Source organism: Yoonia maritima (assembly GCF_043641945.1).
Classification (GTDB): domain Bacteria; phylum Pseudomonadota; class Alphaproteobacteria; order Rhodobacterales; family Rhodobacteraceae; genus Yoonia; species Yoonia maritima_B.
Genome location: NZ_JBHZRX010000008.1, coordinates 135,790 through 150,448, shown reverse-complemented (window position 1 = coordinate 150,448; position 14,659 = coordinate 135,790). Strand labels below are relative to the sequence as shown.

The window sequence follows — 14,659 nt, the reverse complement described above, 5'->3', positions numbered from 1 at the left end:
AGTCAGAGGCCACCTTGAACGCAATTTCACGCTCTCATAACGCCCCCAACCAGCAGCCCACCACAAACACCCCGCGCCTTCAGGCGCAGGGGCTTTCGCTTAGCTATGCTGGCAAAACGGTCAGCGCCGACATTTCGATGGGCGTCGAAGAGGGCAAGTTCTCCGTCATTATCGGCCCGAATGGCTGTGGAAAATCCACACTATTACGGGGGCTTTGTAATCTGCTGCCGCCAAGCGCGGGTCAGGTTCTTCTTGAAGGGCATGACATCGCGCGGCTCCCCCCGCGCAAGCTCGCCCAAGAAATCGGGTTGTTACCGCAAAGCGCACAGGCCCCGCCGGGGATCACTGTCGTCGATCTTGTCGCGCGCGGGCGCTACCCACATCAGGGCCCGTTCCGCCAGCAAAGCGCGGAAGATGAACGTATCGTCGCCATGGCAATGGACGCCGCCGGTGTCGCCGATTTGGCACATCACGACGTCGAAGCGCTCTCTGGTGGCCAACGCCAACGCGTCTGGATCGCACTTGTCCTTGCCCAAGAAACACCAATCTTGCTGCTGGACGAGCCGACAACATATCTTGATATCGCGCACCAGCTTGAACTGCTTTCGCTGCTGCGCCAGTTGAACCGTGAACGGGGGCGCACGATTGTGGCCGTGCTGCATGACCTTAATCAGGCCTGCCGCTACGCCGATCATCTGGTGGTGATGACCGCTGGCAAAATCGTGGCCGAAGGCACGCCAAAGGCGCTGATGACGCCAGATTTGCTCCAGCAGGTGTTTGGGCTGGATGGGATCATCATCGACGATCCCATCAGCCATACGCCGATGATCGTACCGCGTTGATTAGCTCGCGACTGACCACTTTTTGACCGCACCCTGCGCCGCCCACATCCGGGCATAGCGGCCGCCTTTGGCCAGCAAATCGGCATGCTTTCCTGCTTGCATAAGGGTACCGTCTTCGATCACCAGAATTTGGTCTGCACCAACAATGGTAGACAGGCGATGGGCAATCACGATCACGGTCTTTTGTGATACCAACGCATCCAGCGCACGCTGCACGGCCAGTTCGCTTTCGGTATCAAGCGCCGCAGTTGGTTCATCCAAAACAATAATCGGGGCATCTTTCAACAGCGCACGCGCGATTGAAATCCGCTGACGTTCACCACCAGACAAACGCCCACCAATTTCGCCCAACGGGGTCTGCCAGCCCTGTGGCAAGCGTTCGATGAAATCCAAACATTGCGCGGCCTTGGCAGCGGCGCGGACTTCTTCGTCTTTTGCCTCGGGGCGACCCATGCGGATGTTGGCAAGAACCGTGTCGTTGAACAGGTACACATCCTGAAACACGACAGAAATCAGACCATTGATGCGATCCGCAGGGATTTGCCGCAGATCAACGCCGCCAATTGTCACTGCACCATTCTGTGGATCGAAATGCCGTAGCAAAAGGCGGGTCAGAGTCGTCTTGCCACAGCCCGATGGACCTACAAGCGCGGTCAACGACCGTTCGGGCAGATCGGCGTTAAAGCTGCTGATCGCCTGACCATCGCCCTGCGCATATGTGAAATCGACATCCTTAAACTGGATCCCGAATTCCGTGGGCACCTGCGCTGGTTCGGTTTGCGGCAAAGGCTTGGTTGCCATCAACGCGCCGATGCGTTCAAGCGCGGCTTCCATCACCTCTAGCATCGCGGTGTATAGGATAAACGTGGACAGTGGTTCTGACAGGCGCACCACAATCACAAAGACAGCACCCAGCGTTGCGGGATGCAGGCTTCCGGCAACGACCAGCCAAACGCCAAGGCCCAAAACTGCAACTAAGCCAAGCTCAACAACGCTTGCTACGATGATGTTCGGCTTTGCGCCCTTGCGGTGGCCGAACGCCTGAATCGATTCCAGTTTATGGAATGTCTGGGAAAGCTTCTCGGCCTTTTCGCCAGCGCGACCAGCGGCCCGCAAAATCGGAAGCCCCTGCGTATATTCCAACACGTCGGCGCTCGCTTCTTGGTGGGCTTGGCCCAAAATACGTTTGCCGCGCCCCAGCGCGGGCCTGCGCCAACGATAAAGCGGCACGATGGCCGGGAAAATCATCAGCAACAGCAGACCCAGCCGCCAGTCAAACATCACGATGCCAAGCGCGGCACACAGTGGCGTAACAATCGCAGTGAACACCAGATTAAGCACCGTCAGCGCATAAAGCAGGTTCTCATCGACGTTGCCAAGAACCATCGAGTTCAACTCTCCGGCGCGTTTGTTCTGTAATTGCTCTAACGGGATTTCGCGCAATTTCGCGCCCAACTGGCCCCGCAATCGCCATGTCGCACGCACCATGCGGCCGTCGAAATCAAACCCTTGGGCAAACCAGCGCAAACCCGAAGCCGTGCCCATCAGGGCGATCATCACGCCAAACCAAACCAACGCCCGGCTTAGGTCCGGATCAGTCGCGGCGGCAGTGAACAGCGGCGCAATCGCGGCTAGGCCGAAGCCCTGAAAAGCTGCGGCAGCGATCAATCCAGCCAATGACCAACGCAGGCCCGGCGCGGCCTCTGGTCCGACGCTATCGGCTAGCTGACGGAAGGTCGTGAAAAAGGAACTCGCGCTTGTTTTACGCGGCGGTACATTTGCGGCTTTTTGCATCATTTCACCATCTCGATCACGGGTGCTTCGGGGGTGCGTGCACCGCCCAGCGACCAGTTTTGCGCCTGTTCATAATTGTTCCATAGGCGCGCATAGACCCCGCCCTGCGCGACCAAATCATCATGCTCGCCACGTTCGGCAATCTGCCCGCGATCAAAGACCAAGATTTGATCGGCGTCGCGGATCGTCGCCAAACGGTGCGCCACCATGATGACAGTCCGCCCGCGCATCAGCTCGGACAGGGCGGCGATCAGCTCGGCCTCGTTTTCGGGGTCGGCAAAGGCTGTCGCCTCGTCCAGCACCAGAATGGGACGGCTTTGCAAAAGTGCCCGCGCAATCGCGATCCGCTGCCGTTGTCCCCCGGACAAGAACACGCCCCGTTCACCGACGGGCGTGTCGTATCCTTGGGGTAGATCACTGATGAAACCATGTGCCTGCGCAGCAGTCGCAGCGGCAATTACGTCTTCGTCACTCGCGTCCGGCTTACCGATGCGAATGTTTGCGGCGATCGACTCAGCAAATAGAAAGCTTTCCTGAAACACGAACGCGACTTGTTCCATCAACTGATCAGGGCCCATGTCGCGGATATCATGACCGCCCAAAGAAATCGCACCCGATGTCACATCCCAAAATCGTGGGATCAGACGCGCGACTGTTGTCTTGCCTGCACCCGATGGCCCGACCAAAGCGGTAACGCTACCTTCGGCAACTGAAAAGCTGATATCGCGCAGCGCGGGGTCCAAATCAGGACCATAGGAAAAGGTCACGTTTTCAAACTGCAACGCTGGCGCTGTTGGGTCCAAGGTTAGCGGCGTTTCCGATGGCGCCTTTGCGCCCTGCCCCAGTTCGGGCGCAGTCATTACTTCTTCGATACGCGCAACGCTCAGCGATACTTTCTCGATCATGTGGCGCAGCATCATCATCGGCATCATCGCTTCGGCCATGCCGGTACAGATCAGCAGCACGCCAAGCCACCGCGATACAGATAAATCACCCGCTGATGTCAGCCAAAGCCCTGTACCCAACACCAAGGTCAGCGTTGGCATCGGGCTAAGCACAAGCCAAGAGAACCGCGCCGGAAATCCAGCCGCGCGGTACCAATCCAACATCACCGTCAGATAGCCGTCCAACGCATTCTGATAGCGGCCAAAGCTCATCTTGCCGCTGTCAAAGTTGCGCACAACAGGCATGGCCTGCACGTATTCGACGACCGCCGCGCTGACCTGTTCACGTGCGGCGTTATATTTGCGCACCATGTCACGGCGGCGTTTTTGTGCGCCGTTCAAGATGCCATAGCCAAACCCGAGGACGATCAAGGTCACAAGGGCCAGCCGCCAATCCAACGCAATCAACAGTGCTAGCGTCACGACCGGTGTCACATAAGCACGCGCATAAAGCGGCGTACTATCGGCCACAAAAACATGCAGCGCCTTCACATCGTCATGGATCACCTTGGCCAGCGCACCCGCACCTTGGGTTTCGACATAGCCAAGCGACACCCGCGCCAGACGCTCTGCCAAACCAGTGCGCAGTACTCGTTCCAACCGAAACGCCGCATAATGCGCCTGATTGAACGCGCCCAGCCGGGCGACATAGGCACCGACTGTGCAGATTGCAGCACCCGCAAACCAAAGCCACGGAACCGTGGTTGGGTCTTCGATCAGGCGTTGCACAACCATCATCAGTTGCAGCATCACGGCCAAACCAAACAGCGCCGAACTGGCTGAAATCGCCATCGCCAGATTAATCTGTGTCTTGACCGGGGTAAGAATGCGCCAGGGCGAAACGCGTTTTGGTTTCGGGGTTTGTTCTGCGCGCGGCTCTTTGATCGCCATTGCCTGCCTCTTCATGCTTTATGCGGGACTGTTGGCTAGGCTTTCGGCGGTGCCGCAGCAGCTTGGCTGATCGAGGCGGACGATAACAACCGCGCACCACGACTACAAGCGCCCGAGGTCAGTCGGACGCAATTTCTTTGATCGCTCAGAAACTGATTAATGTTGGTTAATCAGCCATTTCCATGATGGCATAGGTGATCTGCGCTGTCGTGAAATCGGACACGGTGCTGTCGTCATGGGGGGCCAGTTCAACCACATCAAACCCAACCAAACGACGCCCCTTTAGGGCATGACGGACAAGGTTCAGCGCCTGATAGTACCCCAGTCCACCCGGCACGGGCGTCCCCGTCGCTGGCAAGATCGACGGATCCAACCCATCAACGTCAAAGCTGACATAGACGTCGTGGGGAAAATCATCGGGCAGATCGACCGCGCTAATGTTTTGCGTCACCAATTCTTCGGCATCGCGATAAAAGACACCGCAATCGGTACGGCGCGTGGCCTCTTCGGTGCAAAGCGCCCGGACGCCGAACTGGGCAATGCGAATGCCGTCTTCTTCAGCCAGCAATTGCATGACCGATGCATGCGAATGGCGTTCATCTTGATAGGCAAGCCGCAAATCAGCGTGGGCGTCGATCTGGACAATACCAACATCGCGGCCCAAGCCGCGCACCACACCGCGCACCGCACCATAGGAAAGCGCATGTTCGCCACCCAAGGTGACAGGAACAGCGCCTGCCTTTACGGCGCCTTCGGTGCGGGCGGCAATCCGTTCCATGACTTCGGGCAATGGACCGGAACAATCCACAAAATCTTCGGTCGCGATACCCTGCGCACAGGGTTCGGAATTGCGAAACAGGCGCTCTAGCTCAACGCTGGCCTCAAGGATTGCATCAGGGCCGCCCGCCGTCCCTGCCCCGTAAGACACGGTGCGCTCTAACGGCACGGGGATCACCCGAAACTTGGCCGACTGCGGATCGCGTTCGCGACCTGATAGTTCGCCTTCAAGAAAATAAGTCATGACAAGCGCTCCAAGAAATCTTCGTAGGTAAATTCGCGGATCATCCGCAGGTCATCAGTGTCAGAATTCCAAAGCGCAATCGCAGGCAAAGGAACCCCGTTAAACGTATTGGTTTTCACCATCGAATAATGCGCCTGATCCAAAAACGCGATGCGGTCGCCCGGTGCCAATTCCTGTGCTGGGGTGTAGTCACCGATCACGTCACCCGCCAAACACGATGGCCCGCCCAAACGATAGGTCGTGCCCTCAGTAACCTCACCCAATAGATCAGGACGATAAGGCGCTTCGATCACGTCCGGCATATGGCATGTCGCCGAGATATCCGTGATCGCCAGCGGCATATCGTTTTCGGCAACATCCAACACTTCGCCGACCAAGATGCCTGCATGCAGCGCGCAGGCCTCGCCCGGTTCCAGATATACGGCGACGCCGTAGGTTTCTTTGATGTGCTGGATCAGCGCGATCAATCCCGCGCGATCATAATCAGACTTGGTGATGTGATGCCCGCCACCAAGGTTCAGCCACTTCATGTTCTTCAGCCACGGCCCAAGACGGTCTTCAACCGCATCCCAAGTCCGCTTGAGAGGTTCAAAACCCTGTTCGCACAGTGTGTGCATATGCAGCCCGTCGATGCCAATCAGATCAGCCGCGCTGACCTTTGATATCGGCGTACCGAGCCGCGAACATTGCGCGGCCGGATCGTATTTTGGGTTCCACCCTTCGGAATGTTCCGGGTTGATACGCAGACCAAGGCTAATGGTTTCGCCCGCGTCCCGGGCCGCTTGTACCTGGCTGGCGAAACGCTGATGCTGGCTTGGTGTGTTAAAGATCAGGTGATCGGACAGATGGATGATTTCATCCAGATCATCCGCCTTGAACCCGGCGCAATAGGTGGTGACCTCACCCGCATATTTTTCGCGGCCTAGCCGGGCCTCATAAAGACCCGACGCGCAAACACCCGACAGGTATTTGTTGACCAAAGGCGCCGTCGCAAACATCGAAAACGCCTTGAGCGCCAATAGAACATGCGCACCTGATTGCTTGGCCACATCGGCCAAGATGCTCAGGTTACGTTCGATCGCGACTTCGTCCACGACAAAGCATGGCGAAGGCACACGGTTCAGGTCAAACCGCGCAAAGCTCGTGCGGGAGAGTTCTTCGATATCCATCGTCCGCTTAGAACTCTGGATGCCCGTCAAGCTCGACCACCTGCCAAGGCAGACCATCGGTGTTCAGCATGTCCATGAATGCGTCTGGGTCCAGCTGTTCAGTGTTCCAAACACCCGGTTCCAGCCAAATACCTTTCATCATCATCGCCGCACCAATCATCGCAGGTACACCAGTGGTGTATGCAACGGCTTGGCTGCCGACCTCTGCAAAGCATTCTTCGTGATCGCAGATGTTGTAGATGTAATAGGTCTTTTCGCTGTCGCCCGCAGGACCTGTGATGATGTCACCAATACAGGTTTTCCCTTTGGTCAACGCACCCAAATCGCTTGGGTCTGGCAGCACGGCCTTTAGGAACTGAAGCGGGATGATCTCGTGGCCTTCATAGGTCACAGGTTCGATGCTGGTCATGCCGATGTTTTGCAGAACAGTGACGTGGTTGATGTAGGCATCACCGAAGGTCATCCAGAAACGCGCCCGCTCGATCTCGGGGAAGTGCGTTTTCATGCTTTCCAGTTCTTCGTGATACATCAGGTACATGTTCTTTTCGCCCACAGCAGGGAAATCGAACGCAACCTTATGCGACATTGGCGGTGTTTCGACCCAATCACCGTTTTCCCAGTGACGCGCAGTTGCGGTCACTTCGCGGATGTTGATCTCTGGGTTAAAGTTGGTCGCAAATGGCTTGCCATTATCGCCACCGTTACAATCCAAAACGTCGATCAGGCGAATGCCGTCCAGCTTGTGTTTACGAATCCATGTCGCAAAAATCGATGTAACACCCGGATCAAAACCAGACCCCAGAACAGCCGTCAAACCCGCCTTTTCAAAGCGTTCCTGATAGGCCCACTGCCAGTGATATTCGAACTTGGCCTCGTCTTCGGGTTCATAGTTGGCGGTATCCAGATAATGCACGCCCGCCTCAAGGCAGGCATCCATCAACGCCAAATCCTGATAAGGCAACGCAAGGTTCACCACCAGCTCAGCACCAGTTTCCTTGATCAGCGCAACCGTGGCGGCAACGTCCATCGCATCCAGTGCGGCAGTCTTGATCGTCACACCAGTACGGGTCTTAACGTTTGCCGCAATATCATCGCACTTTGAAACCGTGCGGCTGGCCAATGTGATCTCTTTGAATATCTCGGGGTGCATCGCCATCTTAACGACTGCCACGGCACCAACGCCACCGGCCCCTACAACCAGAACTTTTTCCATGTTTTGATCCTTCATTTTCATTCAGCCGTCCGTGCCAAAGTAGGTCGAACCTGCAAGACTATCTTTATAAGCTGCCATCATCGTACGCCGTTCCGCGGCATTCACCTTGCCCGCTTTCACGGCCTTTTCTACCGTCTTGCGGAACGTGGCAAGACAGTCTTGGGGGTCGTATTCCACAAAGGACAACACCTGCGAGATGGTGTCGCCTTCGACTTCGTGTTCGATGTCAAAGCCGCCTTCGCCATCAAGCGAAATGGTTACCACATTCGGGTCACCAAACAGATTGTGCAAATCGCCCAAGGTTTCCTGATACGCACCCACGAAAAACACGCCGATATAGTAATCCTCGTCCTTGCGCAGCTCGTGCACAGGCAGCGCGCCGGAAACACCATCAGCCAGCACAAACTGATCAATTTTACCGTCACTATCACAGGTAATATCGGTCAAAACAGCGCTACGCGTCGGTTCTTCGTTCAGGCGCTGTAGCGGCATGATCGGATGCAATTGGTCAATCGCCCAAACGTCAGGCAGCGATTGGAACAACGAGAAATTGCCGTGGTAGTAGTCAACAAACCCAGTCAGCTGTTCATCAATCTGGCCTGCACTATCTTCCAGCTTTGCCGCAGTCTTGAAACGCGACAGCAGATATAGGAAAGCCTGCTCTGCACGCGCCAAAAGCTGCAGGTCGATCTGACCACGCCGGAACAACGCACGGATTTCATCACGATAATAAATCGCGTCGTTCAACGCCTCTTGCAGGCGCGCGCCCGCGATATAGCCTTCAACCGCCAATAGATCGCTTAGCAGGTGGTGATCACCTTCGTGGACCTCGGGCTTTTCCGAATTGTCGTATAGCGTCGCGCCCAAGATATTGAACACAAAGATCGCCGACTGCGCGACGACAAAGCGCCCGCTTTCGGTCACGATTGTTGGGTGATCAATGCCCGCTTCGTCCATTGCATAAGCGACGGTTTCCACAAGGTTCGTGCAGTATTCGTTCACGGTGTAATTGACCGAATTCTCATCAGGGCGGCGTTCACCGGTATAATCAACGCCCAAACCGCCGCCCAAATCCATATAAGAAAGCGGCGCACCCAAGCGGGTCAGTTCAACGTAAAAACGGCAGGCCTCGGTCGCGGCACGGCGGACATCCATGATGTTGGGCACTTGCGACCCCAAATGGGTGTGCTGCAACACCAGACAATCCATCAATCCGGTTTCTTCCAAACGCGCGGTTAGCTTGACCACATCCAGCGCGCTTAGGCCAAACACAGAACGGTCACCCGATGACGCCTGCCATTTGCCGGTCACGGTTTCAGTCAGCTTAATCCGCACGCCCAGCGTCGGGCGCACATCCAATTCAGACGCAATCCGGTACACAGTTTCAAACTCGTGCAGGCTTTCCAGCACGATGATCGTGTTAAAGCCCAGCTTCTGCGACAAGATCGCAAGATGCATAAAACCCGCATCCTTTGCCCCGTTACAAATCAACAATGCATCCGGCGACATGGTTTGCGACAAGGCGATCAACAGCTCGGGCTTTGAACCGACCTCAAGGCCAAAGTGATACTGACGCCCAACTTCAGTCAGACGCTCTACAACATCGGACTGCTGGTTCACCTTGATCGGGAAAACGCCGCGATACTTGCCTTTGTAGTTCACCTCGCGAAATGCAGAGTCAAAAGCGGTATGAAGGCGGTCTAGCGCACGGTCCAAATAGGGCTGAACGCGCAACAAAATCGGTGCCGAAATTCCGCGCTGCGTTAGTGCGTTCATCACCTCTGGCAATGATACCGGCGGGCTGTCGTCATGCGGATTACGCAGCGCCAAATCGCCGCTATCAGCAACATCGACCAAGCCATCCGACCAAGAAGAAACACCATAAATGTCAGTAACTTCGTGCTTAACGTCTCTCATGGATGCACCGTATTTTTGTAATCAGACGGCATCAATGTGACGTATATTTTATCTAAGGTCATATTGCTGCCCGCTATTGATGAATAGCTAGGTAGGTAACATGCGATACAGGTATCAGTTTACCAACCGGGCGGTTGTCCGAATGCATAGAGCCATGCCAAATAAGATGCAACCATCTTTGGATCGGTAATTGGCCGTCCCCCGCGAGGAAATTGCCGAAATAAAACCAAGGCCGAATAACGGCCTTGGTTCTGTTGCTATGTCAGCCAAGATGCTGCGCCAAGAAATCCTGTGTACGTTTGTGGGCTTGTTCGGCTGCGTCATGGTCGTAGTCGGCTGGTCTTGCGTCGTTGGCAAAGGCGTGGCCAGCGCCTTCGTAGCTGTGCACTTCCATTTGCGGAAAATATGCGCGGGCAGCGTCAAGCATTTCAGCGGGGACGTGGCTATCGTCGGCGCCCCAGTGCCCTTGGACCGGCACCTGAAGCGGGGCGATTTGATAGCTAGGCAGGCGCGTGCCGTAGAAAGCGACCGAAGCCGCGACATCAAGGATTTGCGCCGCGCGAATGGCCAGACCACCGCCCCAGCAAAAACCAATTACGCCAACTTTACCGCCCTTCACCTTCAGCGCCTGCACGGCAGCATCGACGTCTTTCATTGTCGTATCAAGTTCCGCAGCAAGCATCAGATCGCGACCGCGCAGAGCTTCGGCAAATGGAATAACCGCGCCCTTTTGTTGACGATCAAACAGCGCTGGGATGGCAACGTCATAGCCCAGCTTGGCATAGCGGTCCGCGACGCCCTTTAGCTGGTCGGTAATGCCAAAGATTTCCTGCAAGATCACGATACCGCCCCGGCGCGTGCCCTGTGCCTCGGCCATCCAGCAATCAAGCGTATGGCCATCCTCGGCCGTAAGTGTCGTCATCATGGTTTGATAATCCTTATAGAAATGAAGTGCCGTGACCTGCCCCAGCTATCCGGGACAGGTCGTTTGCGATTACTCGCCGACCGGAACGCCAGCTTCTTCGTAAAAGCGGATAGCGCCGGGGTGGTATGGCGTCACACTTGCCGGGGCCATGGCATCAAAGTTCGCACGGTTGAATGCGCCAAATGATTGGCCAAGTGCTTCTTTGTTGGCGTGGATGACTTTGACCAGTTCATAAACCATGTCGTCGTCCGCATCGGCGTTGGTGAGTAGCATCCAAGGTATGCTGACAAAATTTGCACCCCAGTCTTGCAGGCCATTGATGTTTTCGTTTTGTGGCAGCGTCGCGATTGTGCCGCTTGGCAGAACCTCGGCTAGGGCCGCCGCTGCCTCATCGCCGCTTTCCATCGATACATAGCACAGACCACCGCGGCTTTTCAGTTGGACGGCTGCTTGCTGACCAGCGCCAGCATTCAGACTAACCAGCGCAAGATCGACAAGCCCGTCACCCAACGCATTGATGCCCGCAACAAAGCTGGACACTGGCACCTGTTCGAAATCGTCATAACCCAGACCGCCAGTCGCCAAGGCACCCTTGATGTAGAACGGAATGATCGTGGATGATGTGTATTCTGATGCGATGCGCAAATCATTGCGCCCCTTCAGGTCAGCAACGGATTTCAGCCCTAGATCACAAGCCGCCATAATACCCGTGGTCAGACCAAACATTTCCCCAACCAGACGCACATTCGGGTGCTCGCGGCTAAAGTTGCCAGTGCCCGTCAGGGCAAAGCTTGCCTCGGCGCCGTTAGAATAACCAAAGTCGATCTCGCCCGAATTGAGCAAAGGCATATAGCCCACCAATGGCTGCGTGCGCACGGTAATGCCATTGTCGTTTGCGACAACTGCAACGGCCTGACCAGAGTTATAGGCCAAAGACCCCTGCGCCCCGGTTGCCATCGACACAACCTGCGCTGTCGCGGCACTGGCCAGCATCATCGCGCTTAGGCCGATGCCTGCAAAAGTAAGTCGTTTCATTTCGTATCCTCCCATGGATTGTTAATGTCTTATGTCGGTTGGCTGCTGTTTTGCGTCTTTCCACCTTTCAGCATGAACAAGGCACCTAGCCCCAGCAGCGCCGCCGCTGCGGCAAAGTGGATCAAGATTGAAATCGTGATGAACCCAAGCGGCAGCGCCAACGCCCCCAGCCCACCAAAGGCGACGCGCATCAGGTTGCCCAGTTTCTGCCCCCAAAAACCAACGATGCCGATTGTCACCCCGGTTACACCGATAGCGGTTAGGGCGGTTGCGGTGATCACCTCTTGTGCTGTGCCCTCAAACAACAGCGCGGGTGTTGCAACAAATGCGAATGGCAAGATGAACGCGGCCCAACCGATCCGCATCGCCGCGGCACCAGTAGCAAAGGCCCCTGCCCCCGAAATGGTCGCCGCAGCAAATGCCGCAAGTGCCACGGGCGGGGTGATCATCGACATCATGCCAAAATATAGGATGAACAAATGCGCCGCGATTGGGGTCACGCCGGCCTGCACCAATGACGGCGCGACAAGGCTGGCAAGCAACACATAGACCCCAGACGTCGGCATCCCCATCCCAAGGATGATGCAAACGACCGCTGAAATCAGCAGCAACAGGAACAGGCTGGATCCCACGGAATCCACCAACACCAGCGTCAGCGCAAAGCCTAGCCCGGTGACGTTCAGCACCCCGATGACAAATCCAGCAGCCGCGACCACAAGGATCAGATCCACCATCGACGTTCCGGTTTTCACAAAGACCTGACCAAAAGTAGCCAGCGTAAGGCGCGTGCCCTTATATCCTCGGATGCCCCCCACAGCCACAATCGCCAGCGATGCAAGCAGCGCAGAATCCTCTGGGTCCAGCCGCATCACAAACAACGCATAAAGCAGTACCGCAAAGGGGATCAGAAAATGCCAACCAGCGGCAAGTACTTTGCGCACGGTAAGATCAGCGTCTTCTGGTGCCTCGATCCCGTCGCGCGCAGCGATAAGATCAACCTGCGTGAAAACGCCAAGATAATACAAAAGCGCCGGGATCAACGCAGCAGCAGCAACCGTTGTGTAAGGAATATCAAGGAACTCTGCCATCAAGAACGCAGCGGCACCCATAATCGGCGGGGTTAACTGACCACCTGTGGATGCAACTGCCTCGATCGCGCCAGCGTCTTCTTTGGAATAACCACCGCGCTGCATCATCGGGATGGTGATGACCCCTGTTGTGGCAACGTTCGAAACGGCTGAACCCGAGATGGAGCCAAACAGCGCCGACCCAACAACCGCGATCTTTGCGCTACCGCCACGTGCCCGGCCTGTTGCCGCCATGGCAAGGTCGGTAAAGAACGCCCCGCCCCCTGCAGCAAACAACAACTGTCCAAAGAAAACGAAAAGCAAAACGGTGATCGTACCCACCGCTAGCGGTGACGAAAACACCGCTGAACTGTCAAAGCCCACGTAGTCGACCAAACGCACCGGCGACATCCCTCGCCCAACAAGCCGACCGGGAATACGATCCGCAAACAGTGCGTAGATCAAGAACACCGTCACAATCGAAAACAGCATCCACCCCGCACGGCGGCGCACGCCTTCCATCACGCCCAGCACCACAACGGTGCCAACAACGGTGATCTGCCAAGGACGATAAAACTGCTCTTGCAGCAACCAAACAAAATTGGCGGCGGCATATAGCAGCGTCGCCAAACAGATCACGGCAATCACAAGGTTAATGATATGCGGTGCCCGGGCGACATTACCCCGAAAATCATAGCTAAGAAACGCAATCGTTAGCGCAAGACCAAGCTGCAACGCCATGTATTGCTGCCGTAGCACGGCAAAGCCAAGGCGGGTATGGGCCTCAATGTTCCACAGAATGCAAACCGCACACATAGTCGTCGCAAGAACTGCAATTGCACGGCGTGACCAAACGGCTTGGGTTACTGGCTCAGTCATTTGCCTGCTCCTCTGGCCAGTACAGGCGCATCGGATTGTCGACCAACAGCTTGCGCTGCTGCTCAGCGGTGGGCGCGATCTGCGGGATCATATCCACGAGCGCTCCGTCATCAGGCATATGCGAACGCATATTCGGATGCGGCCAATCTGTCCCCCAAAGCACACGGTCGGGATAGTCCGCGACCAATTTGCGACCAAACGGCACGACATCACCATAAGGCGGCCCCGCAACAGTTAGGCGTTCCGGGCAGGACACCTTAATCCAAAACCGATCATCACGATCCATCAAACCGCGAACACGGGCAAAGCCAGGGTCTTCCAACCCATTCGCAATGTCAGGGCGGCCCATATGGTCAATCACGATGGTGCCGGGCAGCGAAGTTATGAAAGGCGCGAGATCGGCCAATTCATCAGATTCAAAATAAACAACAATGTGCCAACCCATCTCGGCGGCACGGGCAGCAACGCGAATATAGTCATCCTTGGGCGCGTCACCGACAAGGCGCTTCAAAAAATTGAAACGCACACCGCGCACACCACCGTCGTGCAGGCGGGCCAGCTCGGTATCTGATGTGTCCTTTTCAATGACCGCGACGCCGCGCGCGCGACCCTCAGATCGGGCAATCGCATCCAGCATCGCTGCGTTGTCAGTACCATGGCACGTTGCCTGCACGATGACATTACGGGCAAAACCCAGATGGTCCCGCAAGGCAAACAACTGCGAAGCAGGCGCATCAACGGGCGTATATTTTCGGGCCGGCGAAAAATTGAACTGCGCCGCAGGACCAAAAACATGGCAATGCGCGTCAACTGCACCCTCTGGCGAGCGGAACGCCGGACGCGATGGGGCAGGATGAAACGATAGGTAATCAGGGGCAGGCCCCGACAGGCCATCGCCCATGCTTTTTGCTGCGTTCAATTTCGCCATTAGAATAATCCTCCCTCCACATATGTTGCCTGAG

11 protein-coding genes are annotated in these 14,659 nt (G+C 56.2%); 1 reads left to right on the top strand and 10 read right to left on the bottom strand.

What is annotated here, in order from left to right:
• Positions 1-23: 23 nt before the first annotated feature.
• Positions 24-842 carry an ABC transporter ATP-binding protein gene (locus ACHUEV_RS16185; RefSeq protein WP_394181755.1) on the top strand — a complete coding sequence of 273 codons (819 nt, stop codon included), beginning with the start codon at positions 24-26 and terminating at the stop codon, positions 840-842.
• On the opposite strand, the gene ACHUEV_RS16180 is transcribed toward ACHUEV_RS16185, so the two are convergent.
• The 10 genes from ACHUEV_RS16180 to ACHUEV_RS16135 form a co-directional block, all read right to left on the bottom strand.
• Entirely contained in the window at positions 843-2,636 is a 1,794-nt protein-coding gene (locus tag ACHUEV_RS16180; protein WP_394181688.1) for an ABC transporter ATP-binding protein, read from the bottom strand. It lies immediately after the preceding gene.
• Entirely contained in the window at positions 2,636-4,471 is a 1,836-nt protein-coding gene (locus tag ACHUEV_RS16175; RefSeq protein WP_394181686.1) for an ABC transporter ATP-binding protein, read from the bottom strand. Before ACHUEV_RS16175 ends, ACHUEV_RS16180 begins: the two co-directional genes overlap by 1 nt.
• Before the next feature lie 166 nt (positions 4,472-4,637).
• Positions 4,638-5,492, bottom strand: a complete 855-nt coding sequence (gene speB / locus ACHUEV_RS16170) for an agmatinase (RefSeq protein ID WP_394181684.1) — start codon at positions 5,490-5,492, stop codon at positions 4,638-4,640.
• Positions 5,489-6,661, bottom strand: coding sequence for a carboxynorspermidine decarboxylase (gene nspC / locus ACHUEV_RS16165; RefSeq protein WP_394181753.1), 1,173 nt, complete (start codon positions 6,659-6,661; stop codon positions 5,489-5,491). Before nspC ends, speB begins: the two co-directional genes overlap by 4 nt.
• A gap of 7 nt (positions 6,662-6,668) precedes the next feature.
• Entirely contained in the window at positions 6,669-7,895 is a 1,227-nt protein-coding gene (locus ACHUEV_RS16160) for a saccharopine dehydrogenase family protein (protein WP_243394544.1), read from the bottom strand.
• Positions 7,896-9,791, bottom strand: a complete 1,896-nt coding sequence (gene speA / locus ACHUEV_RS16155) for a biosynthetic arginine decarboxylase (RefSeq protein ID WP_394181682.1) — start codon at positions 9,789-9,791, stop codon at positions 7,896-7,898.
• Between the two features lie 262 nt (positions 9,792-10,053).
• Positions 10,054-10,716 carry a dienelactone hydrolase family protein gene (locus tag ACHUEV_RS16150; RefSeq protein WP_394181680.1) on the bottom strand — a complete coding sequence of 221 codons (663 nt, stop codon included), beginning with the start codon at positions 10,714-10,716 and terminating at the stop codon, positions 10,054-10,056.
• Positions 10,717-10,785: 69 nt separating this feature from the next.
• Positions 10,786-11,751: a TAXI family TRAP transporter solute-binding subunit gene (locus tag ACHUEV_RS16145; protein WP_394181678.1), complete on the bottom strand. Its 966-nt coding sequence runs from the start codon at positions 11,749-11,751 to the stop codon at positions 10,786-10,788.
• Positions 11,752-11,780: 29 nt separating this feature from the next.
• Positions 11,781-13,697, bottom strand: a complete 1,917-nt coding sequence (locus tag ACHUEV_RS16140) for a TRAP transporter permease (protein WP_394181677.1) — start codon at positions 13,695-13,697, stop codon at positions 11,781-11,783.
• Positions 13,690-14,625 (bottom strand): amidohydrolase family protein, encoded by a 936-nt coding sequence (locus tag ACHUEV_RS16135; RefSeq protein ID WP_394181675.1) that lies wholly within the window; start codon positions 14,623-14,625, stop codon positions 13,690-13,692. Before ACHUEV_RS16135 ends, ACHUEV_RS16140 begins: the two co-directional genes overlap by 8 nt.
• Between the last annotated feature and the right edge of the window lie 34 nt (positions 14,626-14,659).